General features: G+C 72.1%; 18 protein-coding genes. 11 read left to right on the forward strand and 7 right to left on the reverse strand.

The window, feature by feature from the left end:
• The first annotated feature begins 24 nt into the window (after window positions 1-24).
• Window positions 25-4,059 carry a discoidin domain-containing protein gene (locus tag QCZ28_RS11210; protein ID WP_279516557.1) on the forward strand — a complete coding sequence of 1,345 codons (4,035 nt, stop codon included), beginning with the start codon at window positions 25-27 and terminating at the stop codon, window positions 4,057-4,059.
• A 58-nt stretch (window positions 4,060-4,117) separates the two neighbouring features.
• Here QCZ28_RS11210 and QCZ28_RS11215 read toward each other — a convergent pair whose 3' ends face one another.
• Complete coding sequence (locus QCZ28_RS11215; protein WP_279516558.1) at window positions 4,118-4,813, reverse strand: NAD(P)H-binding protein; 696 nt, start codon at window positions 4,811-4,813, stop codon at window positions 4,118-4,120.
• 64 nt (window positions 4,814-4,877) lie between these two features.
• On the opposite strand from QCZ28_RS11215, the gene QCZ28_RS11220 reads away from it, so the two are divergent.
• The 7 genes from QCZ28_RS11220 to QCZ28_RS11250 all read left to right on the forward strand — a co-directional run bounded on the left by QCZ28_RS11220 (window position 4,878) and on the right by QCZ28_RS11250 (window position 12,851).
• Window positions 4,878-5,459, forward strand: a complete 582-nt coding sequence (locus QCZ28_RS11220; protein WP_279516559.1) for a TetR family transcriptional regulator — start codon at window positions 4,878-4,880, stop codon at window positions 5,457-5,459.
• Window positions 5,460-5,538: 79 nt separating this feature from the next.
• Window positions 5,539-7,215: an ABC transporter substrate-binding protein gene (locus QCZ28_RS11225; RefSeq protein ID WP_279516560.1), complete on the forward strand. Its 1,677-nt coding sequence runs from the start codon at window positions 5,539-5,541 to the stop codon at window positions 7,213-7,215.
• 6 nt (window positions 7,216-7,221) lie between these two features.
• Window positions 7,222-8,178 (forward strand): ABC transporter permease, encoded by a 957-nt coding sequence (locus tag QCZ28_RS11230; protein ID WP_279516561.1) that lies wholly within the window; start codon window positions 7,222-7,224, stop codon window positions 8,176-8,178.
• Window positions 8,175-9,062: an ABC transporter permease gene (locus QCZ28_RS11235; RefSeq protein ID WP_279516562.1), complete on the forward strand. Its 888-nt coding sequence runs from the start codon at window positions 8,175-8,177 to the stop codon at window positions 9,060-9,062. Before QCZ28_RS11230 ends, QCZ28_RS11235 begins: the two co-directional genes overlap by 4 nt.
• Window positions 9,059-10,066, forward strand: a complete 1,008-nt coding sequence (locus QCZ28_RS11240) for an ABC transporter ATP-binding protein (protein WP_279516563.1) — start codon at window positions 9,059-9,061, stop codon at window positions 10,064-10,066. The genes QCZ28_RS11235 and QCZ28_RS11240 overlap by 4 nt, the downstream gene beginning before the upstream one ends.
• Window positions 10,063-11,064 (forward strand): oligopeptide/dipeptide ABC transporter ATP-binding protein, encoded by a 1,002-nt coding sequence (locus tag QCZ28_RS11245; RefSeq protein ID WP_279516564.1) that lies wholly within the window; start codon window positions 10,063-10,065, stop codon window positions 11,062-11,064. The genes QCZ28_RS11240 and QCZ28_RS11245 overlap by 4 nt, the downstream gene beginning before the upstream one ends.
• The gene (locus QCZ28_RS11250) at window positions 11,061-12,851 is read left to right on the forward strand and encodes a gamma-glutamyltransferase family protein (RefSeq protein ID WP_279516565.1); all 1,791 of its coding nucleotides are present in this window, start codon (window positions 11,061-11,063) and stop codon (window positions 12,849-12,851) included. Before QCZ28_RS11245 ends, QCZ28_RS11250 begins: the two co-directional genes overlap by 4 nt.
• A gap of 23 nt (window positions 12,852-12,874) precedes the next feature.
• Here the strand turns inward: QCZ28_RS11250 and QCZ28_RS11255 are convergent, their stop codons facing one another.
• Complete coding sequence (locus QCZ28_RS11255) at window positions 12,875-13,555, reverse strand: GntR family transcriptional regulator (RefSeq protein ID WP_279516566.1); 681 nt, start codon at window positions 13,553-13,555, stop codon at window positions 12,875-12,877.
• A gap of 70 nt (window positions 13,556-13,625) precedes the next feature.
• Between QCZ28_RS11255 and QCZ28_RS11260 the strand changes: the two genes are divergently transcribed.
• Window positions 13,626-14,342, forward strand: coding sequence for a YoaK family protein (locus QCZ28_RS11260; protein ID WP_279516567.1), 717 nt, complete (start codon window positions 13,626-13,628; stop codon window positions 14,340-14,342).
• Between the two features lie 169 nt (window positions 14,343-14,511).
• Window positions 14,512-18,378, forward strand: a complete 3,867-nt coding sequence (locus QCZ28_RS11265; protein WP_279516568.1) for a S8 family serine peptidase — start codon at window positions 14,512-14,514, stop codon at window positions 18,376-18,378.
• Between the two features lie 52 nt (window positions 18,379-18,430).
• On the opposite strand, the gene QCZ28_RS11270 is transcribed toward QCZ28_RS11265, so the two are convergent.
• The 5 genes from QCZ28_RS11270 to QCZ28_RS11290 form a co-directional block, all read right to left on the reverse strand.
• Entirely contained in the window at window positions 18,431-19,396 is a 966-nt protein-coding gene (locus QCZ28_RS11270; RefSeq protein WP_279516569.1) for a helix-turn-helix domain-containing protein, read from the reverse strand.
• A 112-nt stretch (window positions 19,397-19,508) separates the two neighbouring features.
• Window positions 19,509-20,135, reverse strand: a complete 627-nt coding sequence (locus tag QCZ28_RS11275) for a response regulator transcription factor (RefSeq protein ID WP_279516570.1) — start codon at window positions 20,133-20,135, stop codon at window positions 19,509-19,511.
• Window positions 20,132-21,373: a histidine kinase gene (locus tag QCZ28_RS11280; protein ID WP_279516571.1), complete on the reverse strand. Its 1,242-nt coding sequence runs from the start codon at window positions 21,371-21,373 to the stop codon at window positions 20,132-20,134. Before QCZ28_RS11280 ends, QCZ28_RS11275 begins: the two co-directional genes overlap by 4 nt.
• A gap of 5 nt (window positions 21,374-21,378) precedes the next feature.
• Window positions 21,379-21,831: an ABA4-like family protein gene (locus QCZ28_RS11285; protein WP_279516572.1), complete on the reverse strand. Its 453-nt coding sequence runs from the start codon at window positions 21,829-21,831 to the stop codon at window positions 21,379-21,381.
• The gene (locus tag QCZ28_RS11290; RefSeq protein ID WP_279516573.1) at window positions 21,828-22,751 is read right to left on the reverse strand and encodes a hypothetical protein; all 924 of its coding nucleotides are present in this window, start codon (window positions 22,749-22,751) and stop codon (window positions 21,828-21,830) included. Before QCZ28_RS11290 ends, QCZ28_RS11285 begins: the two co-directional genes overlap by 4 nt.
• Window positions 22,752-22,917: 166 nt before the next feature.
• Between QCZ28_RS11290 and QCZ28_RS11295 the strand changes: the two genes are divergently transcribed.
• The gene (locus QCZ28_RS11295) at window positions 22,918-23,670 is read left to right on the forward strand and encodes a glyoxalase (protein WP_279516574.1); all 753 of its coding nucleotides are present in this window, start codon (window positions 22,918-22,920) and stop codon (window positions 23,668-23,670) included.
• Window positions 23,671-23,783 lie beyond the last annotated feature (113 nt).

The raw sequence follows: 23,783 nt of genomic DNA on the forward strand, positions 1-23,783 counted from the left end.
AACGTTGTCACTTCTGGAGGCACGATGTCCGAGCCATCGCCGATTTCGCGGCGTACCTTCCTCTCCGCCGGTGCGACGCTGCTCGCCTCGGTCGGGGTGACAGCGGTCCTGCCGGACGCCCTCGCGTCCGCCGCCGGGCCGACGCCGAGCACCACCCCGACCACCACCGACCTCGCCCGGTACCGCCCGGTGGCGGTCTCCTCGACCGACTACGCACCGACGCCCGCCACCTTCGCCGTGGACGGTCTGCCGCTGGTGGGCGTGCGGGGGAGCGGGTGGCGGGCCGCCAACGGCGATCCACAGTGGATCTCGGTGGACCTCGAGGCGCCGTGCTGGGTCGAGGCCGTCTGCCTGGTCTTCGAGGCCACGCTCACCGACGCGCCGTTCGACGGCAACTACACCGACACCGACGGCGACGAGATCCTGTCCAGCGCCGCGACGGCGTACCGGATCGAGATTTCCACCGACGGCCGTTCCTGGCGGTCGGTGTACGAGACCAGCGAGGGGCAGGGCGGCGTACAGACCATCAAGCTGCCCGAGCCCGTCACCGCCCGCTGGGTCCGGATGACCGTCACGAAGCGCTCGAACAGCAACCCGGTGGGCCTCAACGGCTTCCAGGTCTACGGCGTACCGCTGGCCGGCCGGCCGAAGGCCGCGGGTTGGACCAGCTGGGAGGGCGGCAACACCGGCCCGGCGCCCGAGCTGAGAGTCGCCGCCGACGGTACGGTCCCGCTGGAGTCGGGCTGGTCGTTGACGATGGACGACTTCGCCGGCACCGCCGACGGCGCGGAACTCTCCCGCGCCGGTGTCGACGTCCGGTCCTGGCTGCCGGCGACGGTGCCCGGCACCGTGCTGGGCACCCTGGTCGAGCAGGGTCACCTGCCCGACCCCGTGGCCGGCTTCAACAACATGCGCATCCCGGAGGCGCTGTCACGGCACGCCTGGTGGTACCGGCGCGCGCTGCGACTGCCACGCGAGATGGACACCACGGCCGGCCGGCGGATCTGGCTGGAGTTCGACGGGATCAACCACGAGGCGACCGCCTGGGTCAACGGCGTCCAGGTCGGCACCCTCACGCACCCGTTCGCGCGGGCGGCCTTCGACATCACCGACGCGCTCGCCGATCACCGTGGCGAGCACGTCCTCGCCGTCCGGGTGACCCCGATGCCGCACCCGGGCACCCCCGGCGACAAGGGCCCGGACGGCCGTACCTTCCTCCAGTCGGCCCACCACTACCTGGACGCGCCGACCTACCTGGCGGTGTCCGGGTGGGACTGGATGCCCGCCGTCCGCGACCGGGTCACCGGCCTCTGGGACCACGTCCGCCTGCGCAGCACCGGCGCCGTGGTCATCGGCGACCCGCACGTGCAGACCACGTTGCCCGACCTGCCCGGCACCGACACCGCCGAGGTCACCATCCGGGTGCCGGTCCGCAACGCGGCGGCCACCGCCACCACTGTCACCGTCCGCGCCGAGTTCGACAAGGTACGCGTCGAGTCCACGGTGACCGTCCCCGCCGGGGCGAACACCACAGTCACCTTCAGCCCGGAGCGCTTCCCCGCGTTGCGGCTGCGCAAGCCCCGGCTCTGGTGGCCCAACGGCTACGGCGACCCGCACCTGTACGACCTCACGCTCACCGCCACCGTCAACCGCTCGGTCAGCGACCGGCGTGCGCTGCGCTTCGGTGTCCGCGAGTTCGCCTACGACTGGCACCAGCCGGTCGTCATCTCGCCCCCCGGCAAGCCGGCGTTGGAGTTCGTCGACGGCGCCGCGACCCAGACGGTCACGTTCGACCGTCAGCACGCCCGGCACGTACGCATCCAGGCCGGCCAGCGCGCCACCGGTTGGGGCATCTCGATGTTCTCGCTGTCGGTGGCCGACGGCACCGGCCCGGATCTCGCCCTGCGCCGCGACGCCACCGCGTCGTCCTCGGAGAACGACAGCAATCTTCCCGGCAGGGCCGTCGACGGCGATCCGGCGACCCGGTGGGCCTCCCGCGCCGAGGACGACCAGTGGATCCAGGTCGACCTCGGCGCGGCGGTCGACTTCGACCGGGTCACCATCGTGTGGGAGCAGGCGTACGCGCTGGACTACCGCGTCCAGGTCTCCGCCGACGGGAACGCCTGGACCGACGTGAAGTCCGTCAGCAACGACACCCCGCTGGGCAGCCGCGCCACCCAGGTCGAGACGTTCCCCAGCCAGACCGCCCAGCACCTGCGCATCCAGACCGGTGCGCGGGCGACGTCGTGGGGTGTGTCCATGTGGGCGCTCTCGGTGCAGCGGCAGGCCGAGCCGGACGTCGACCTGGCGCTGCGCCGCACCGCCACCGCGTCGTCGTCCGACGGCGACTCCAACGGCCCGGAGCGGGCCGTCGACGGCAACCCGCGGACCCGGTGGTCGTCGAAGTTCGAGGACAACCAGTGGATCCAGGTCGACCTCGGCGCTCCCGTCGCGTTCGACCAGGTCACCATCGTCTGGGAGCAGGCGTACGCCCGCGACTTCGTCATCCAGGTCTCCACCGACGGGCAGCGCTGGACCGACATCAAGACGGTCAGCAACAAGATCACCGAACTGAAGATCACGGTGAACGGCGTGCCGGTGTTCGCCCGTGGCGGCAACTGGGGCTGGGACGAACTGCTGCGCCGGGTGCTGCCCGACCGGCTGGCCGACACGGTCGAGATGCACCGCGACATGAACTTCACGATGATCCGCAACTGGCTCGGCAGCAGCAACCGCGAGGAGCTGTACCAGGCCTGCGACGAGCAGGGCATCCTGGTGTGGAACGACTTCTGGCAGGCCGGCGCGTTCCTGCCCAACCCGCCCGGCTACGTCGACATCGCCGCCGACACCATCCGGCGCTTCCGCCACCACCCGAGCATCGTCGTCTGGTGCGGCGCCAACGAGGGGGACCCGCCGCCGATCGTCGACGCGGGGCTCAAGCAGGCCGTCGCCACCGAGCACCCGGAGATCCTCTACATCCCCAACTCGGCCAGCGGCATCGTGAGCGGGCGTGGGCCGTACGGCTGGGTCGACCCGACGACCTACACCGACAAGACGATCTACGAGGCGGACTCGTTCGGCTTCCACACCGAGATCGGCATGCCGGTGGTGTCGGTGACCGAGAGCATGCGCAACCTCGTCGGGGACGCTCCGGAGTGGCCGATCGGTGAGGTGTGGAACTACCACGACTGGTCGACGATCGGTAACCAGCGCGTCGGCACGTACCAGGCGGCGATCGACGCGCGACTCGGTGAGTCCGGCTCGCTCGACGAGTTCGCGACCCGGGCGCAGTTCGTCAACTACGAGAGCCACCGCGCCATGTTCGAGGCGTGGAACGCCAACCTGTGGCAGGACGCCACCGGTCTGCTGCTGTGGATGTCGCACCCGGCGTGGCACAGCACGGTCTGGCAGACCTACGACTACGACCTCGACGTGAACGGCGCCTACTACGGTGCCCGCAAGGGGTGCGAGCCGGTGCACGTCCAGGCCGACCCGGGCACCTGGCAGGTGCGGGTGGTCAACCACACCGCCGCGCCGCTGAGTGGGGTCACCGTGAGCGCCCGACGCTACGACCTGAGCGGCCGGTCGTTGGGTCCGGCGCAGCGTCAGCGGGTGGACGTGGCCCGCTCGGCCACGACGACGGTCTTCCCCCTCGCCGCGCCGGACGGCGGCGGGCTGCACCTGGTGCGACTGGAGCTGCGCGACAGCCGCGACCGGCTGCTCGCGGAGAACACCTACTGGCGCTACGACAAGGCCGAGCAGATGCGGGCGCTCAACGACGTGCCGAGCACCCGACTGTCGACGTCGTCGAGCACCGTACGCGTCGTGGACGGGCGCAACACCGTCACCACGACCGTCCGCAACCAGGGCCGTACGGTCGCCGCGCTGGTCCGGCTCGCCGTGCGCGACAAGGACGGCAACCGGGTTCTGCCGGCCCGCTACGACGACAACTACTTCTGGCTGCTGCCGGGGGAGACCCGGGAGGTGCGGGTCTCCTGGCCGGCGCGGCCGGGCGTAGCCCGTCAGGTCGCGGTGACCGCGCAGGCGTACAACTCCTAGGAGGACGGTGGGAAGCGGCGCCGAGTGGGCCGCTTCCCACCGTGGCCCGGCCGTCGGGTCACTTCTTCTTCAGCACGGCCTCGCGCCAGATCAGGCCCGCGATGCTCGGCCTGACCTCGGTGGTGACCACCGCCATCGCCCGCCGGACGTACCGCTCGTCGGTCAGCTGCGCCAGCATGCTCGCCGCCAGGTCCGCGCGTGCCGTGAAGAGGCCGTCGGCGACGTCCTCGGCCACCTGGTAGCGGGTGACGGTCGGGTGGTCGAACAGCCCGGACGGTCGGGCGATGGTCCAGTCCAGGTCGCTCTCGCGGACGAGGGACTCCATCCGCCGCATGTCCTCGTGCGCGGTGCGGCCCGCCCTGCGGTTGAACAGCGGGTCCAGCACGTTGTTGAAGAAGAACTCGCCGGTCGGTCGCCAGGTGGGGTCGAGCACGCTGGAGCTGACGGTGATCAGGCGCTTGACCCCGTGGCGGTGCATGGCGGCCAGGATGTTCGCGTTGCCCGTCGAGTACACGGTGATCGGCTTCGGGGTGAGCGGGACGCCCAGGCTGGACAGGACGGCGTCGCCGCCGGCCACCGCCCGGTCGACGGCCTCCGGGTCGGTGACGTCGGCGCTGACCACGGTGAGGCCGGGGCGCGGTGGCCCGACGGGCGGGCGGCGGGTGACAGCGACGACCTCGTGGCCGGCGGCCAGAGCCTGTTCGGTGATCTGACGGCCGGTCGGGCCGGTGGCGCCGAAGACGACAGTGCGCATGTGTTAGCTCCTCGCTGGGGTTGACGGCGTTGACCGTGCCAGCGGGGAAGCGCATTATTCAACCGTGTTGAATAAAACTCGGGGCCGGCCCCGCGGCAACCCCGACACCAAGGCCCGCATCGCGCAGGCCGCCCGCGAGCTGTTCCTGAAGCACGGTTATCCGGGCACCACCCTGCGGGCCGTCGCCACCGCCGCTGGCGTCGACGTGGCGCTGATCAGCTACCACTTCGGCTCCAAGCAGGGCCTCTTCAGTCAGTCACTGAACCTGCTCTGCGTTGATCCCACCGCTCTGGACCAGGCGTTGCGGGGCAACCGGGAGCAGTTGGCCGACCGTCTGCTGGACTCGGTCACCAGCCTGTGGGACGCCGCCGGGCCCGCGCAGAGCCGGATGGCGGTGCAGGATGACGCCACGATGCGCGCCCTGCGGGACTATCTGGACGGTGAGCTGCGCCTCCGCATCGCTGAATTTATCGGCGGGCCGGACGCGACGCGACGGGCCACCGCAGCGGTCGGTGTGCTGGGTGGGCTGATCTTCACGCGGTACCTGAACCCGATCCGCTCGGTCGGTGCGCTGTCCCCGGCCGATGTCCGGCGGGTCTTCCGGCCGGCGCTGCGCGCGGCCCTGTACGGCCGCACCCCGGCCTGAGAAGCCCCTTCACGGAGGTCTTGCGGCGGTCATCGTATACAACATACGCTCCCCGAATCGCCCACTTGAGGAGCTCTCCATGACGAACCTCTCCGTCCGCGAAACGACACTGCCCCGCCGTCGGGTGCTCCGGGCCGCGGTGGCGGCGGTTGCCGTCGTCTGCACGGCCGTCGCCTGCTCACCGGTGTCGAACAGCGATGGCGGCAACCCGTCCGGCGGCGACCAGTCGGCCGGCCAGGACGCCTTCGGCACGCCCGCGGACCCCGCCGCCGTGAAGCAGGGCGGCAACCTGGTCATCGCCCTCTCCGCCGAACCCGACGCGCTGGACCCGACACTGTCGAGAAGCCTCTACTCCCGCTACGTCTTCCAGGCGATGTGCGAGAAGCTCTACGACGTCAACGAGCAGGCGCAGGTCGTACCGCAGCTCGCGACGGCCCTGCCCACCACGAGCGACGACGGCCGGACGGTGACCATCCCGCTGCGACCCGGCGTGCGCTTCGCGGACGGGACGGCCTTCGACTCGGCCGCGGTGAAGGCCACCCTGCAACGACACCTCACCAACGCCCGGTCGGCGCGCAAGAGCGAACTCGGCCCCATCGACGGCGTCGACACCCCGGACGCGCAGACCGTCGTCCTGCGGCTGAAGCAGCCGTTCGCGCCGCTGCTCGGTGCCCTCGCCGACCGGGCCGGAATGATCATGAGCGCGCAGGCCCTGCAGGCACGGGGGGACGATTTCGCCTCGGCACCGGTCTGCGTCGGCCCCTTCAAGTTCGCCAAGCGGGTGCCCCAGAACGCGATCGAGGTGGTGCGGGACCCGAACTACTACGACGCCAGCAAGGTGCACCTGGATGGCATCTCGTGGCGGATCCTCACCGACGCGAGCATCCGGGCCGCCAACCTGCGCTCCGGTGACGCGCAGGTGGCCGACTCCGTCTCCACCCAGGACGTCGCCTCGCTCCGGCAGGACGCCGCGGTCTCCGTCCTGCAGTCGCAGTCCCTCGGATACCAGGGCCTGACCATCAACATCGGCAACGTCGACGGTGTCGGCACCACCCCCAAGCCCATCAACCGCCCGCTCGCCCAGAACGCCAAGGTGCGGCAGGCCTTCGAGCACGCCATCGACCGCAAGGCCCTGGTCGACGCGGTATTCAACGGTGAGCACGCCGTCGCCTGCTCCCCGATCTCGCCAGCGAGCACGTTCTCGTCCCCCGAGGCGCAGACCTGCCCGGCGCACGACCCCGCGAAGGCCAAGCAGCTGCTGACCGAGGCCGGCGTGCAGACGCCGTACGAGGTGACGATGCTCGCCTCGAACACCCCCGACACGCTGCGCCTGGCCCAGGCGTTGCAGTCCATGGTCAAGGACGGCGGATTCGACCTGAAGATCAACCCGGTGGAGTACTCGTCGCTCCTCGACGAGCAGGACCGCGGCAACTTCGAGCTGCTGCAACTGGGGTGGAGCGGACGGATCGACCCGGACGCCAACATCACCAACTTCGTCGGCACCGGCGGCAGCCAGAACGTCGCCGGCTACCGCAACCCGCAGCTCGACACGCTGCTGACCCAGGCCCGTCAGGCCGGTGACGTCGAGCAGCGCCGCAAGCTGTACGGCCAGGCGGTCACCCTGCTGCAGCAGGACGACGCCCTGATCTACCTCTACCGGCAGCGCAACCTGACCGCCGTCAGCAAGCAGGTCCAGGGTTTGCAGGTCTACCCGGACGGCGTCATCCGGGCGGCCTTCGCCGGCTTCGGCAAGTAGGTCGTCGTGGCCCGATATCTGCTCACCCGTGCCTGGCAGTCGGCAGTGACCCTGCTGTTGTCGACGATCGTGGTCTTCGTCGGCGTACGGGCGCTCCCCGGTGACCCGGCCCTCGCGCTGGCCGGCGAGGACCGGTCGCCGGAGGCCCTGGAGGCCATCCGTCGGCACTACGGGCTGGACCAGCCGCTGCCGGTGCAGTTCGCCCAGTACGTGGAGCGGATGGCGCAGGGCGACTTCGGCGTGTCGATCCGGACCGGCACGCCGGTCTCGTCGATGCTCACCACCGCCCTGCCGGTGACCGTCGAGCTGTCCGTTCTGGCGATCCTCATCGCGTCGGCGCTCGGTGTCGGCGCCGGGGTGCTCGCGGCGGTCCGTCGTGGACGGCCGGCGGAGTGGCTCGCCAACGGCCTGGCCCTGATCGGCCTGTCGGTGCCGCACTTCTGGCTCGGGCTGCTGGCGATCCTCTACCTGTCCGTGGCGACCGGGCTCTTCCCCGCCTCCGGCTTCGTGCCGATCCTGGAGGACCCGGTGGACAACCTGCACCACATCGTCCTGCCCGCGGTGATCCTCGGCACCGGCCTCGCCGCCATCATCATGCGGCAGACCCGCTCGGCGATGCTGGACTCGCTCTCGTCGGACTACGTGCGGACGGCGAAGGCGAAGGGGCTGCGACCGCGCGCCGTCATCACCCGGCACGCCCTGCGCAACAGCCTCATCGTGGTGGTGACAGTCGTGGGCCTGCAACTCGGCGGGCTGATCTCCGGCGCGGTCGTCACCGAACAGATCTTCGGGCTGCCGGGCTTCGGCAAGATGACCATCGACGCGGTGTTCCAACGGGACTACCCGGTGATCCAGGCCGTCGTCCTGCTCACCGCGGCGGCCTACATCGTGATCAACTTCTTCGTGGATCTGCTCTACTCGGTCATCGATCCACGCATCCGGGTGACGGGAGATCCGGCATGACCGTCCTCACCGTACCGATGGCGGAGACCGGCGCCGCCAGCGTCACCCGGCGTACCCGCGTGCTGCGGCGGCTGCGCCGCAACCCGCTCGCCGTCGTGAGTTTCGTCGTGCTCGCGCTGGCGGGCGTCATCGCCGTGCTGTCGCCCTGGCTCGCGCCCTACTCGGTCGACCAGACCGACTTCGCCCGTACGTTCGCACCGCCCGGCACCGCCGGGCACCTGCTGGGCACCGACGACCTCGGCCGCGACGTCCTCTCCCGCATCATGCTCGGTGCCCGGGCGTCGTTGCAGGTGGGTCTCCTCGCGGTGGCGACGTCCCTGGTCATCGGGGTGCCGCTCGGGCTCGCGGCCGGCTACTTCCGGGCCTGGGACGCGGTGATCTCCCGCTTCACCGACCTGCTGCTGGCGTTCCCGTTCCTGATCATGGCGGTGGGGCTGGCGGCCATCCGGGGCGCCAGCCTCGGCAACGCCGCGGTGGCCATCGGCATCGCCCAGATCCCCGGGGTGATCCGGGTGGTCCGCTCGGACACCCTGCGCCTCAAGTCACTGGACTTCGTGGCGGCGGCCGTCGTCGACGGCGCGAGCGACCTGTGGGTGCTGGCCCGGCACATCCTGCCGAACGCGACGTCGGTGATCATGGTGCAGGCCACCGTCGCCATCCCGGCCGCGATCCTCGGCGAGGCGGTGCTGTCGTTCCTCGGCCTCGGCATCCAGCCCCCGGCGCCCAGCCTCGGCACCATGCTGGCCACCGCCCAGCAGTTCGCCGCCCGCGCACCGTGGGCCGCCGTCCTGCCCGGTGTCGTCATCATGGGGCTCGCGCTGGCGTTCAACGTCTTCGGTGACGCCCTGCGCGACGCCCTCGATCCGAAGGGAGACCGACGATGACCACGGCCGGCGCGCCCGTGCTGGAGATCCGCGACCTGTCGGTGTCGTTCCCCACCGAGACCGGCACCGTCTCGGCGGTCGACGGTGTCAGCCTTGACCTCGCGCCCGGCGAGATCGTCGGGATGGTGGGCGAGTCGGGGTGCGGAAAGAGCGTCACCGCGATGAGCATCGCCGGGCTGCTACCGGGCAGCGCCCGGGTCACCGGCTCGGTGCGCCTGGACGGCACCCAGCTGATCGGGGCCCGCGAGGCGGCGCTTCGCCGGGTCCGGGTTCGGGAGATCGCCTACATCTTCCAGGAACCGATGACGTCGTTGAACCCGGTGCTCACCGTCGGGCGGCAGATCGGCGAGGTGCTCCAGGTCCACGAGCGGATGTCCCGGCGGGCGGCGCGGGCGCGCGCCGTCGAGCTGCTGACGCTCGTCGGGATCCCGTCCGCAGCCCTTCGCGTCGACACCTATCCGCACCAGCTCTCCGGCGGCATGCGCCAGCGCGTGATGATCGCGATGGCGGTGGCCTGCGGCCCGAAGGTGCTGGTGGCCGACGAGCCGACCACCGCGCTGGACGTCACCGTGCAGGCCGGCATCCTGCAGGTGCTGCGGGACCTGCGCGACCAGCTCGGCACGAGCGTCCTCATCATCACCCACGACCTCGGCGTGATCGCCGACATCGCGGACCGCGTCGTCGTCATGTACGCGGGACGGGTGGCGGAACGGGCACCGGTGGACGACCTGTTCGCCCACCCCCGACACCGGTACACCGCCGGTCTGCTGTCGGCGTCACCGCAGCCGGGCCGGCACGCCGGCACGGACCGGTTGACCGAGATACCCGGGCTGGTGCCCGTCCTGGCCAGCCAACCCGACGCCTGCACCTTCGCGGATCGCTGCCCGGCCGCCGACGAGCGGTGCCGCACGGCCGCCCCGCCGCTGGCGGGTGTCGGTGGCACCGACCACGTCGCGGCCTGCTGGCACCCGTGCGAGATGGCCCCTCAGGAGGCGAACCGATGACGCCGCAGCCGTACGCCCTGGAGATCACGGACCTGGTGATGCACTTCGGCCCGGTGCGTGCCGTGGACGGGGTGTCGCTGACCATCCCGCGCGGCCGGGTCACCGCCCTGGTGGGGGAGAGCGGCTCCGGAAAGTCGACGGTGGGCCGCTGCGTGGTACGCCTCGTCGAGCCGACAGCGGGAACGGTGCGGATCGCCGGCACTGACGTCACCCACCTGTCCCGACGGCACCTGCGCCCCCATCGCGGCGCGGTGTCGATCGTCTTCCAGGACCCGGCCGCGTCCCTGGACCCGCGCATGCTGGTGGGTGAGATCGTGGCCGAGCCGCTGCGGCTGGCCGGCAAGCGGATGTCCCGGCGCGAGCGGGAGACCCGCGTCGCTCCCCAACTGGAACGGGTGGGCCTGCGCGCCGAGGTGGCCCGGCGCTATCCCCACGAGCTGTCCGGTGGGCAACGCCAGCGGGTCAGCATCGCGCGGGCACTGATCTCCGAACCGATGTTGCTCATCGCTGACGAACCGACCAGCGCGCTCGACGTGTCGGTGCAGGCGTCGGTGCTCAACCTCCTCGCCGACCTGCAACGCGACATCGGGTTCGCCTGCCTCTTCATCACCCACGACCTCTCCGCTGTCGAGTACCTGGCCGACGAGATCGCGGTCATGTACCTGGGGCAACTCGTCGAGCGGGGCAGTCGCGAGCGGATCTTCGCCCGGCCCGCCCACCCGTACACGCAGGCGCTGCTGTCCGCCGCGCCGGTGGCCGATCCGGTGCGTCAGCGCCGCCGGCAGCCGGTGCTGCTCGGCGACGACCTGCCGTCCGCGCTCGACCCGCCGTCGGGCTGCCGGTTCCGGACCCGGTGCCCGCTCGCCTTCGACAGGTGCGCGACCGAGGTGCCGGCGCAGACCGCGATCGGCGACGGCATGGCCGCGTGCCACCTGGTCCAGCCGGACGGCACCGGCCCCGACGTTCGCACCGCAGATCCCAGTGAGGTGTTGTCATGACGTTCACCACCCGACCCACGTTGCAGGGCACCTTCGGCATGGTGTCCTCGACCCACTGGCTCGCCAGCCAGGCGGCGATGGGCATCCTCGAACGCGGGGGCAACGCCTTCGACGCCGCGGTCACCGCCGGGTTCGTCCTGCACGTCGTCGAGCCGCACCTGAACGGGCCGGGCGGCGAGGTGCCGGCCATCGTGGCCACCGCACAGGACCCCCGGCCGAAGGTGCTGTGCGGGCAGGGGCCGGCACCGGCCGGCGCCACCATCGCGCACTTCCGGTCCGTCGGGATGGACCTCATCCCGGGTGCCGGCCCGCTCGCGGCGGCCGTGCCCGGCGCCGTGGACGCCTGGCTCCTGCTGCTGCGCGAGCACGGCACGCTCACCCTCGCCGAGGTGCTGGAACCGGCGATCGGCTACGCCGGCGCCGGACACCCGGTGGTGGGCCGGGTCGGTGACACGGTGGCCGCCGTCCGGTCGTTGTTCGAGGAACACTGGCCCACGTCCGCCGCGCTCTGGCTGCGCGACGGCCGGCCACCGGCCGCGGGGGAGATGGTCACCAACCCGGCGTACGCGGACACGCTGCGCCGGCTCGTCGAGGCGGGACAGGCGGCCGGCGTCGACCGGGAGGCCCAGATCGAGGCGGCGCGTCGGGCCTGGAGCACGGGTTTCGTCGCCGAGGCGATCGACGCGTTCAGCCGGCGACCGTTCCAGGACTCCAGCGGACGCCCGCACGCCGGGCTGGTCACCGGCGACGACCTGGCCGCGTACTCGGCGAGCTGGGAGGCGCCCGCCACCCTCGACTGGCACGGCTACTCGGTGGCGAAGACCGGGTTCTGGGGTCAGGGCCCGGTGCTGCTGGAGTCACTGGCCACCCTGGACGCGCTCGACGACCCGGGCGCGTACGACCCCGGGACCGCGGCCGGCGTGCACGCCCAGGTCGAGGCGCTCAAGCTCGCCTTCGCCGACCGGGAGGCCTGGTACGGCGACGACGTCGACGTGCCCGCCAAGGCGCTGCTCTCCCCGCAGTACGCGCGGGAGCGGGCCGCCCTGATCGGCGACCGCGCGTCGGCGCAGCTGCGGCCGGGGAGTCCGGACGGTGCGCAGCCGCGCCTGCCGGCGCACGTCCGACCCGGTGCCGTCCGGCGTACCGGGTCGACGGATGCCGCGACGGGGGAGCCGACGGTGCAGTCGGACGGGGTGACCCGGGGCGACACGTGTCACGTGGACGTGGTCGACCGCTGGGGCAACATGATCTCCGCGACGCCCAGCGGCGGCTGGTTGCAGAGCTCCCCGACGATTCCGGAACTCGGCTTCCCGTTGGGCAGCAGGTTGCAGATGTTCTGGTTGGAGGAGGGGCTGGCCTCGTCGCTGGCGCCGGGTCGTCGCCCGCGGACGACGTTGAGCCCGACGATGGTGCACCGCGACGGTGAGCCGGTGCTGGCGTGCGGCACCCCCGGTGGCGACCAGCAGGACCAGTGGCAGTTGCCGTTCCTGCTGCGGCACCTCGTGGGTGGTCAGAGTCTTCAGGAAGCCATCGACGCTCCGGCGTGGCACACGGTCAGCCTGCCGGGGTCGTTCTATCCACGCGACATGCAGCCGGGTGTCCTGGTGGTGGAGGACCGGCTCGACGAGGGCGTGCTGGCGGCGCTGCGGGCGTACGGGCACGAGGTGCGGGTCGTCGACGGGTGGAGCCTGGGCCGGCTCTGTGCGGTGACCCGCGACCCGGGCACCGGGCTGCTGGCCGCCGCCGCGAACCCCCGGGGGATGCAGGGTTACGCGTGCGGCCGGTAGCGGGTGCCGCGGCCACCTGAGCGTCAGCGGGCGGCGTAGCCGCCTTCGGCGTTCTCGTAGGCCGCGGCGGAGGCCGCGTCGAGGTGGTGGAGAGCGGCCCGCTCGGCGCGGTCACCGTCGCCCGACTCGATGGCGTCGACGAGCTGGATGTGCTCGGCCCACGAGTGGGGGGCCCGTTCGGCCGCCCCGAGCCGGAAGATCCACTGCACATGGAGGTAGAGCGACTTGGCGATCGACGACAGCCAGGGGTTTCCGCTGATCTGCAGGATGCGCAGGTGCAGCGTGCTGTTCAGCTCGGCGACCCGGGCCAGGTCCTGTCGCTGCGTCGCCTCGCGGCCCTGGTCGAGCAGGGCACGCAGGGACGCCACGTCGGCGGCGGTGGCCCGCTCGGCGGCCAGCCGGGCGGCCAGCGCCTCCAGACGCTCGCGTACGGCGAACATGTCGGCGATGGTCCCGCTGCTCGGTGAGGCGACGACAGCTCCCCGGCGGGGGAGGATCACCACGAACCCCTCCGCCTCGGCGACCCGCAACGCCTCCCGGACGGGGTTGCGGGAGACGCCGAAGTCCTCGGCGAGCCGGTCCTCGGTGAGCCGTTCCCCGGGAAGGTAGTCGCCGTCGATGATGGCGGTCCGCAGCGCGGCGAGGACCTGATCGCGGAGCGGCAGGTGTTGCGCGCCGAGCTTGTCCCGTAGGTCTTCAGCCACCTGGTCGCCTCTCCGTGAACGTGTCCGGACAAAGTGTATACGAAGAACAATCACCGGAAGGTGGCCGACAGTGTCGAGCACAGCGCCCCGCGTCACCCGCCCCCACGTCGCCGCGCACCGAGACGACCGACTGCTGCGCCGACGGCACGCGCTCGTCGTCGTCCTCACCTTCCTGACCGGAAGCGCCGACGCTCTCGGGTTTCTCGCCCTCGGCGGCGCGTTCGCCAGCGTGATGACCGGCAACATGGTCCTGCTCGGGCTCTCGGCGGGCCGGGGCGAGGCCGACCTGGCCCTGACGTCGGGCTGCGCCATCGTCAGCTTCATCGTCGGTGTCCTCGCGGGCGCCCGCGTCGTCGGCTCGGCGCAGCCCGACGACCCGGTCTGGCCACGACGGGTCACCTGGGCGCTGGTCCTGGAGCTGTCGGTGTTCGTGGTGTTCGCCGTCGTCTGGGAGGTCACGCTGCACGCCCCCGACGCGCGTGTGCACCTGGCGCTGCTGATGCTGTCCGCGGTCGCGTTGGGAGTGCAGAGCAGCGCCATCCAACGCTTCGGCGTCTCCGGCCTGTCCTCCACATATCTGACCGGCACGCTCACCAGCCTGATCGCCGGGGTGGCCGCCCGCAGCCCGTGGGCCAGCCTGCGGCCCAGGGCGCAGGTGCTGCTGGCCCTGATGGTCGGCGCGGCGGTCGGCGCCCTGGTCGCCCTGCACCTGCCGGTCGTCGCCCCGGCCCTGCCGCTGGTGCCGCTGGTGCTCGTCATCGTCGTGTCCGCGCGGATGCGGGGCTGAGCGGGGTGGTGGCCCGCCGGTGTCGGTGGGGCCAACGCGGGATGGCGGAGACCCGCCATGTCCGTGCTCCGCCAGTGATCTTGCGGGTCAACCGGATGCCCGTCGCCCGAGAATCGGCGACGGCGGTGTCGGCCCTCCCGGGCGACCGCCCGAGGGAGGGACGTCCGTCATGCTCAGACCCAGACCGCTGACACGTCGAGCCATGGGCGCCGTCGGCGCGGCGCTGGCCATCGTGCTCGCACTGCCGACCGGCGCCGCCGTGGCCGCGCCCGCACCGGGCAACGGCGCTGCCGACCCACTGCGCAAGGTGGACCCGCTGGTGCTCGGCCCGGCCCGCGCCGGCACCAACGCCAGCTTCTTCGTCGAGCTGACCGACGAGGCCACGCTGGACCAGAACGACCTGGACCGGGTCGCACGGGCCGCCGATGGCCGGGCCGGGCGGGTCGCCCGCACCACCCGGGTCTACCAGACCAAGCTGGCCCACGCCGAGAAGACCCAGCGTGGGCTGCGTGCCCTGCTACGCGAGCGGCACGCCGACTTCACCCCGTACTGGATCGCGAACATCATCGAGGTCACCGGCGACCTGAAACTGGTGACCGAGCTGGCCGGCCGGGCGGACGTCGCGCGGATCACCGCGATCGGTGGGACCGCGCTCGCGGAGCCGGTCCGCACCGCCGGCGCCACCGCCGACGACCCGCAGCTGCCGTGGAACCTCACGGCGCTCGCCGCCGACAAGGTCTGGCGCGAGTACGGCACCCGCGGCGAGGGCATCGTCGTCGGCAGCGTCGACTCCGGTGTGCAGTACGACCATCCGGCCCTGGTCCGCCAGTACCGTGGCAACGACGGTGACGGCACCTTCACGCACGACTACAACTGGTACGACCCGACCGGGATCTGCCTGCCGTCGACGCCCTGCGACAACTTCGGGCACGGCACCCACACGGTCGGCACGATGGTCGGCGACGACGGCGACGGGCGGATCACCGGTGTGGCCCCGGGCGCCAGCTGGATCGCGGCCAAGGGGTGCGAGGCCAACTACTGCAGCAACAGCGCGTTGCTCGCCGCCGGTCAGTGGATGCTCGCACCGACCGACCACAACGGCGAGAACCCCCGCCCCGACCTGGCCCCGGACATCATCAACAACTCCTGGGGCGGGCACGACGGTGACCCCACCTTCTACGACACCATCATCGACTCCTGGGTCGCCGCCGGCATCTTCCCGGTCTTCGCGGTCGGCAACGAGGCCAAGGAGCTGCCCGAGCCGTGCGGCTCGGCGGGGCACCCGGCCACCAACCCCCTCGCGTACGCCGTCGGCGCGACCGACTCCACCGGTGTGATCGCTGACTTCTCCAGCCGTGGGCCGGGCCGCGAGGCCGCGGTACGGCCGGACATCACCGCTCCCGGGGTGGGCATCCTCTCGTCAGTGCCGGGCAGCGACTGGGGCATGAGCGACGGCACCTCCATGGCCGCTCCGCACGTCGCCGGCGCGGTCGCCCTGGCGTGGTCGGCGGTGCCGAACCTGCGCCGCGACCTGGCGACCACCCGGGAACTGCTGGACCGCACCGCGCACGACGTCAACGACCTTCAGTGCGGTGGCACCCCGGCCGACAACAACGTCTACGGCGAGGGCCGGCTCGACGCGTACGACCTGGTGACCCAGGCCTCGACGGCGCAGCTCGGCGGCGTCGTGGTGCACGCGAACCTGAACGGCACCGCGCTCTCCGGTGCGAAGATCACCCTGACCTCCGCGCTGGTCACCCGCACCGCCCGCACCGACGCGCGCGGCACCGTCCAACTGGGTCGGGTCCCGGCCGGGGAGTACACCCTGACCGCGTCGTTCTTCGCGCGGCGGACCGTACGGCAGAGCATCACCGTGTCGACCAGCGGCACCACCAACCTGACGGTGGACCTGTCCGAACCCGCGCCGTGGCAGGCGATCCAGGGCCGGGTCACCGACCCGGCGGGCAAGCCGGTCGTGGGCGCCCGGTTGGCGCTCGCCGGGGAGACGTTCCCGGCGTTCGTCACCGACGCCGACGGTCACTACACCGGGATGCTGCCCGAGGCCGACTACGACCTGCTGGTCGAGTACGGCCGGTGGCTGGCACCGAAGACTGTCGCGCTGAGCGTCGACGGGCCGCAGACGGTGGACGTGACGCTCGCCGCGAAGGCCGACCGGCACGGCTACCAGGCGGGGACGGCCACCGCGCAGTGGGTCGACGGCGGCAGCGTGCTCGCCCTCACCGGTGACACCGCGAGCCGGGCCGTCGACCTGCCGTTCCCGATGACCCTCTACGGCAGCACCTACCGTCGCCTCACCGTGCACACCGACGGTTACCTGACCCTCGGCGCCGACACGAGCACCTCGGTCGGCGACAACGGTCCGCTGCCCGCCCTCGCGGTCTCGGCGCCGGCCGTCTACGCGTTCTGGGACGACCTGATCCTGGACCACGCCTCGACGGTGCGCACCAGGGTGTTCGGCACCGGCACGGCCCGACAGTTCGTGGTCACCTGGAACCGGGCCGCGCTCAAGAGCGCGCCGAAGAACCGGATCGACGTGCAGGTACGCCTCGGCGAGGACGGCACCGTCACCATCCAGTACCGCAAGCTCGCCACCACCGCGGCGGGGGCCGGCGGCTCGGCGACCGTCGGCATCGAGGACGCCACCGGCCGCGACGCGTTGACCTACTCGCGCGACGAGCAGGCGCTCGACGCGGGCGACGCGGTCACCTTCCGGGTGGCCGGTCGGGGTCTGCTGCGGGGCACGGTGCGTGACGCGAACGACCGTCAGCCGCTGGCCGGCGCGACGGTACGGGTCGAGTCCGCCGACGCCCCGCAGCCGGTCACCGCCACCACCGACGCGGACGGCTTCTACCAGCTGGAGGCGCCGGCCGGGCCGGTCACGGTCACCGCGCTGCAACCGGGCTACGACCTGCCCGGGAGCGCCGTCGACGTGGTCGAGTCGACGGTCGTCACGCACGACCTGGCGCTGCGTACGCCGCTGCTGCTGGCCAACAAGAGCGCGATCTCGGTGACCGCCCGCGCCGGGGCGACCCGGACCGCGACGGTGACCCTCACCAACCGGGGTGACCTGCCGGCCACCTGGCTGGCCCGGGAGATCAACTCGCCCACCCCGCCGACCGGCATCCCCGGCCGGCAGCTCAGCTCGTTCCCGCTCAAGGAGCTCTACAACGCCTACGGCGTCGGCTACCGCAACGGCGAGTTGATCGTCTCCAACTCGTACCTGTTCGGGCAGATGCAACGCTTCAGCACCGACGGCCGGTCACTGGCCAAGGGTGTGCTGCCGATCGACGGCTGGCCCTCGGACATGGCGTACGTGGCGAGCCGGGACCTGATGTGCGCGCCGAAGATGTCGTTCATCGGGGACCTGCCGATCGTGTGCTTCGACCCGGACACCCTGCAGGTGAAGGAGACCATCACCGGGCCGTGGGCCGGCAAGCTCTACTACGGGCTGGCCTACCGCGCCTCGGACGACACCTTCTACCTCAGCGGCGACAACCGCATCCGGCACCTCGCCGGGATGTCGCACCCGCAGCCCGGCTCCGTGCTGGGGGAGTGCACCCCGCCCATCCCGTGGATGACCGGCCTGGCCCTCAACGAGGAACACAACGTGTTGTGGGGCATCAACCAGGACTCCAAGGAGTCGATCTGGGCGCTCGACCCGGCCACCTGCCAGCCGCTGGCCTCGGTGCCCGACCCGGACCCGAACCCGCTCAGCGGGGCCGGGCTGGACCTGGACGAGCAGGGCAACCTGTGGGTGCTCGCTAACGCGGTCGGCCGGCCGTACGGCGCCAAGGTCTATCACGTCGACGGTTCGCTGCCGGCGTACAGCGACGTGCCGTGGCTGTCCGCCGCCACCACCGGCGAGGTGCCGGCCGGGGCCAAGGGCACGCTGACCGTCACCGTGGACACCACCGGCCTGGCACCGGGCACGTACGTCGCCACGCTGCTGGTCACCAACAACGGCGCGAAGGGCGCGTCCACCCCGGTCACCGTGTCGGTGACGGTCACGAAGTGAGCACCGGGGCCTGCCGTCACCTCCAGTGTCGGCAGGCCCCCCACCGCCGGGCTCAGAGCCAGTCGTGGCGGGCGATGAACCAGCCGAGCTGCATCCGGGTGGCGCTCCCGGTCGCGTCCATCAACTGCCGCAACCGCCGCTGCACCGTCCGCAGCGAGATGCCCAACTGGGAGGCGACCGCCTTGTCCGGCAGCCCGGTCATCAGCAGCGACAGGATCTGCCGGTCGACGAGGGTGGGCGTGCTCTGCCGCTCGACGTCGTCGACCACCTCGCTGGCCGGGGCGAGCCGCAGCGGCGTGGCCCGGTCCCACACCTCGCTGAACAGCGCCACGAGCACCTCCACCCAGGTGGCACCCCGGACCACCAGTGCCCACGGTTCGGTGCTGTCGGCGCGGGCGGGGAAGGAGATCAGGGCGACCCGGCGGTCGGCGACGGCGAGCTTGCCGGGCACGTTCGCGGCGACCCGTGCCTGTTCACCGGCGGCGACGAACCGGCCGATGTGGGCGGCCGCACCCGGCCGTTCCAACCCCCGCCGGTCGTACACCACCCGGAAGGCGACGCCCCGGCCGAGCATCTCGATCTCGGTCGGGTTGTCCTGCAGCACCGCCGCGTACGGCGGGCGGTCGAAGCCGAGCACCTCCTCCTGCGCCCCGCGCAGGAACTGGTCGAACGCCTGCATGATCGCGGGAACGCCGACCACCAACTGGACGTCCTGGTCCATCGGGTCCGCCGGGCGTTGCTGCCGCAGCCAGTCCCACAGGCCGACCCGCGCCTCCTGAAGCTCGCGCATCCGCTGGTTCAGCAGCGACTCGATGGCCAGGTCGGGTGGGGCGGCACCGGCGCGGCCGGCGACCACGCGGACCAGCCCGGCCCGGGTGAGGGCGTCGAGCGCGTGTTCCAGCTCGGCGACCGTGGCCGCGACCCGTGGTGCCAGTTCGGTAGCGGTCCCGGCACTGCCCCGGACCAGCTCCAGGTAGACCTTCTCCTCCAGCTCGCTCAGACCGAATGCGCCCAGCAACAGACCACCACACCCGCCTCGGGCGGCCCGCCGTTCGTGCGGCTCCGCTCCAAGTGATCTTGGAGCGCTCCCAGCGGCACGTCAAGAGGTGCGAGCGGACCGCTTCCGCGCGTCAGACGCCGCGAGCGAACAGCGCCAGACGGACCCGGTTGGGGCTGTCGGTCTTGGCCATCAGGCTGGTGATGTGGGTCTTGACCGTGGTGACGCCGATGTGGAGCCGGTCGGCGATCTCGGTGTTGGACAGGCCCTCGGCGACCAGGTCGAGCACGTCGCGTTCCCGGGCGGTCAGACCCGGCAGGGCCGGTGGGGAGTCCGGGCGGGCGTGCACCGCGCGGTGGACGAGGCGACGCAGCACCTCCGGGCTGAACGGGCTGTCACCGACGGCGGCCCGGCGGATGCCGTCCAGCAGCTCGGTCGGGGGCGCGTCCTTGAGCAGGAAACCGCACGCCCCGGCGGTCAACGCGGGGTACAGGTGATCGTCGTCGCCGAACGTGGTCAGCACCAGGATGCGGGTGGTGGGACGGTCGGCGAGGATCCGGCTGGTCGCGGTGATCCCGTCGACACCGGGCATCCGCAGGTCCATCACGACGACGTCGGGAACGAGCCGCCCGGCCAGCGCAATCGCCTCGCGGCCGTTGTCGGCCTCCCCGACGACCTCGATGTCGGGTTGCGCGTCGCAGAGCATCCGCAGCCCGGCCCGGATGAGGTGCTGATCGTCGACCAGCAGCAGCCGGATCACGCCGGCTCCGGCGCGGGGGAGCCGGCGGACGCCGCGCGGTCGCGGGGCAGCAACCGGGTCGACGGCTCGCTGGCGGTGGCCGGCAGCACGGTACGCACCCGCCACCCCGTCTCGGTCGGGCCGGCCTCCAGTCGGCCGCCGAGGACCTCGACCCGCTCGCGCATTCCGGTGATGCCGTGCCCGCCGCCGGCCGGCACGCCCACCGGCACCCCACCACGGCCGGTGTCGCTGACCTCCCAGTGCACCGCGCCGTCGCGGACGGCGACCACGAGGTGCGCGAGCGCGGACGTCCCCGCGTGTTTGGCCACGTTGGTCAGCGCCTCCTGGGTCAGTCGCAGCACCGCCATGCCGCGCACCGCGTCGAGGGAACCGATCGCCGGGTCGAGGTCGGCCTCCACCGTGATACCGGCCTGGCGGGCCCGGTCGATGGACGCGCCGATCGCCGCCGGCAGCGCGGCGGGCTCGATCGCGGTCAACGCCGCGTCGCCGCGTACCCCGTCGGGGTTGCGCAGCACCGCGACCAGCCGGCGCAGCTCCGCGAGGGCCGCGGTGCCGGTGCCGTGCACGTCGTCGAAGACCTCGCCCACCCTGGGGTCCAGGTCGGTGAGCACGTGCCGGGCCACGCCGACCCGCAGGACCATCGACGCCACGTGGTGCGCGACGACGTCGTGCAGTTCGCGGGCGATGGCGCTGCGTTCGTCGGCGCGGGCCGCGCGGCTCTCCGACTCGTGCTGGCGTTGCTCTGCCAGGGCCCGCTCCACGGCCTGCCGGCTCAGCTCCCGGTTGGCGCGGATGACGAGGCCGAGCAGCACCGGCACGCCGACCTCCACGGCGAGCCCGACGACCCCGGAGGCGAACCGGCGTGGCGGGTCGCCGATCGAGTCGGTCAGGTCGACCACCACCAGCAGGGCGGTGGCCAGCCAGATGGCCCGGGGGCCGCGCGCCCGCATGGTCATCTCGAGCAACGCCCAACTGGCGCCGACCTGGTTGATGGTGAAGTCGTCGATCAGGCTGATGGCGACCGCCAGCAGGGCGGCCTGCGCCACCAGGTTCACCACCGGTCGACGGTGCGCCGCCAGCGCCATCGCGAACGCCGGCACCGCGAGGACCCACTGTGCCGTCGTGGGCGTGCTGGTGGAGTGCGGGACGACGAGCAGGTAGCACAACCCGGTGAGGTCGAGCAGCACCATCCGCACGAGTGTGTCCCGCAGGTCGAACAGTCGCCCCAGCCAGCTCACGACGGTCAGCCTAGGCGCTGCGGGCCGGTGGCGGCGGTCGCCGGCCGCCGCCACCGGGCCCGGACCGCGAGGTAGGCGGCCAGGCCGAGCGGTCCGAACAGGATGGTCAGCAGCAGCACCGGAGCCATCACCAGCGCCGGCACCCCCCGTTCCCTGCTGTCCAACCACGCCCACCGCCCGACGAACAGATCGAACGCGATCATGTGCGCCCAGCCCGCCGCCGCCCCCTCGGAGGTGCCGAGCAGGTCGCGCACCCCGGCCAGGGTCGGCGACGCCACGGCCGGTAGCACCTCGCCGAACGCCGGGAGGACCAGCAGCGCGTAGATCACCACGACCGGCAGCACGATCAGCGGCGAGGCGATGATCCGGGCGGTCCACGACCAGCGGGGCAGCAGGATCATCAGCGCCCAGAACGGCGCGGCCACCGCGAAGGTCAGGGCGAACAGCGTCGCGGTCATGCGGCCAGCGCCACATCCGGGCGGCGGCGGGCCAGCACCAGGCCGGCCGCGGTCGCCGTCGCGAGCACCAGCGCCGCGACCGCGACGAGCGTGGCGGCGTCCGGGCGCAGCAGCGGCTGTCCGCGCAGGGCCTGCCAGGTCAACAACACAGTGAGTACGCCGTACGCGCCGCCCGCGACGGCGAGCAGCCGGGCGCGGGTGCGCTCGTCCAACCGCGTCGCGAACCGGCTCAGCAGGATCGCCAGGATCGGTAACGCCTGCAGGGCGTGCAGCCCCACGAAGTGCCCGATCCGCAGGTCACCGCCGGTGGTGCTCCAGCCCACCACCGGCAACCCCGGCCCGCCGTCGATGACGCCCACGCTGTGCGCCCCGGAGATCCCGTCGATGCCCGGCTCCTGCATGGGCAGCACCATAGGTATCGCCGCGAGCATGCCCAGCAGCGACAGGCCGAGTCCCCACCCGACGGCCGTCAGAGCCGCCCGGTCCGGGATCCGCCGGATCAGCACCACGACGCCGACCAGGAGGTGCGCGAGGAAAAGCACCATGATCGCCGCACCCATCACCGAGAACAGCGCGCTGTTCAGCGCGGAGGTGCCGTTGAAGTGGCTGGTCTGCCCGCGTACCACCTGGCCGACGATCACCAGCATCTCGATCACCGCCATCGCGACGATGACGGTGACGGCCCACTCGGCGGCCCGGCTGCGGCGCGGCAGCAGGGAGAGCATCCAGGCGAGCGTCGCGCCGTACAGCACGAAGGACACCGCGAACTTGAACGGCTTGAGCCAGATCGGCGCTCCGGTGAGGACGCGCGGGTCGGCGAGGATGCCGACCGCCGCGACGACGGCGAGCACCGCCATCGCGGAGACGAAGACCATCATTGGGCGATTCCAGTGCGTCGCCCGGCGCAGCAGGGTTGTCATGCCTGTAGATGTTCGTTGTCGCGCCCGCCGGTCGCGTCCGACCCCGAGCCCTGGTCGCGGCCGGTGGTCGGAGCCGGTCTCCTCCCCGGGTAGGAGACGAAAACCGTCGAAGCCGCCCGACGGTGCTGGCACAATGGCCGGCCTGCCGACCGGACGGGGAGCGACCATGACCACCACTGCGGACAGTGTCCAACCGAACGAGACCGCCGTGCCGCTGCCGCACTCCGCGGACCCGGAGCAGACCCTGGCGTTCTGGCGGGCGCTCGGGTTCGAGGTGACCTACGAGCAGACCAGGCCGTACGTGTACCTGGCGTTTCGGTGGAGCGGCTTCGACCTGCACTACGGGCCGGCGCCGAAGGATCTCGACCCGGCGAGGGAGCACTCCGGGGGCTGTCTGGTGCTGGTGGACGCGGTCGCCGCGTACCACGCGGTGTTCACCGAGGCGATGCGCCGCAGCTACGGCAAGGTGCTGGTCAAGGGCCTGCCGCGGATGACCCGCTACCGGGCTGGGGCGTCGCGGTTCAGCATCATCGACCCGTCGGGCAACACCATCACCTTCATCCAGCGGGATGAGCCGAAGGACGTGGAGTACGGCGGTTCGAAGGAGCTTGCGGGGTTGGCCCGGGTGCTCGACAACGCACGGATCCTGCGCGAGTTCAAGCTGGACGACCGGGCGGCCTACCGGGCGCTCGACTCGGGGATGCGCCGCCGCGCGGAGGACGCGCCGTTGGTCGAGCAGGCGATGGCGCTGGCCGCCCTGATCGAACTGGCGACCGTGTTGGACAAGGACGACCGGGTGCCGGAGTGGGGCGAGCGCCTCCGCGCGCTGCCCCTGCCTGCGGAGCAGCGGACGCAGGTGGAGCAGTTCGTCGCCGACCCGACCGTCCTCGAACCGTGGTGGGGTCCCGACGCGCCCTGACCCGCAACGCGCACCGCATCGGGCAAGATCCACACACCTTCAGGGATGTAGGTGCCTCGGCGGCGAGTGAGGCAGCACTTTCCCTGTTCCTGCGCGGATCTTGGCCCCGTGTC

This window comes from Micromonospora sp. DH14 (genome assembly GCF_029809455.1).
GTDB lineage: Bacteria > Actinomycetota > Actinomycetes > Mycobacteriales > Micromonosporaceae > Micromonospora > Micromonospora parva.

Coding starts and splice junctions, on each gene's coding strand:
- QCZ28_RS11210 (WP_279516557.1), top strand. CDS start 25: ATGTCCGAGCCATCGCCGATTTCGCGGCGTACCTTCCTCTCCGCCGGT.
- QCZ28_RS11215 (WP_279516558.1), bottom strand. CDS start 4,813: ATGCGCACTGTCGTCTTCGGCGCCACCGGCCCGACCGGCCGTCAGATC.
- QCZ28_RS11225 (WP_279516560.1), top strand. CDS start 5,539: ATGACGAACCTCTCCGTCCGCGAAACGACACTGCCCCGCCGTCGGGTG.
- QCZ28_RS11235 (WP_279516562.1), top strand. CDS start 8,175: ATGACCGTCCTCACCGTACCGATGGCGGAGACCGGCGCCGCCAGCGTC.
- QCZ28_RS11240 (WP_279516563.1), top strand. CDS start 9,059: ATGACCACGGCCGGCGCGCCCGTGCTGGAGATCCGCGACCTGTCGGTG.
- QCZ28_RS11245 (WP_279516564.1), top strand. CDS start 10,063: ATGACGCCGCAGCCGTACGCCCTGGAGATCACGGACCTGGTGATGCAC.
- QCZ28_RS11250 (WP_279516565.1), top strand. CDS start 11,061: ATGACGTTCACCACCCGACCCACGTTGCAGGGCACCTTCGGCATGGTG.
- QCZ28_RS11265 (WP_279516568.1), top strand. CDS start 14,512: ATGCTCAGACCCAGACCGCTGACACGTCGAGCCATGGGCGCCGTCGGC.
- QCZ28_RS11285 (WP_279516572.1), bottom strand. CDS start 21,831: ATGACCGCGACGCTGTTCGCCCTGACCTTCGCGGTGGCCGCGCCGTTC.
- QCZ28_RS11290 (WP_279516573.1), bottom strand. CDS start 22,751: ATGACAACCCTGCTGCGCCGGGCGACGCACTGGAATCGCCCAATGATG.
- QCZ28_RS11295 (WP_279516574.1), top strand. CDS start 22,918: ATGACCACCACTGCGGACAGTGTCCAACCGAACGAGACCGCCGTGCCG.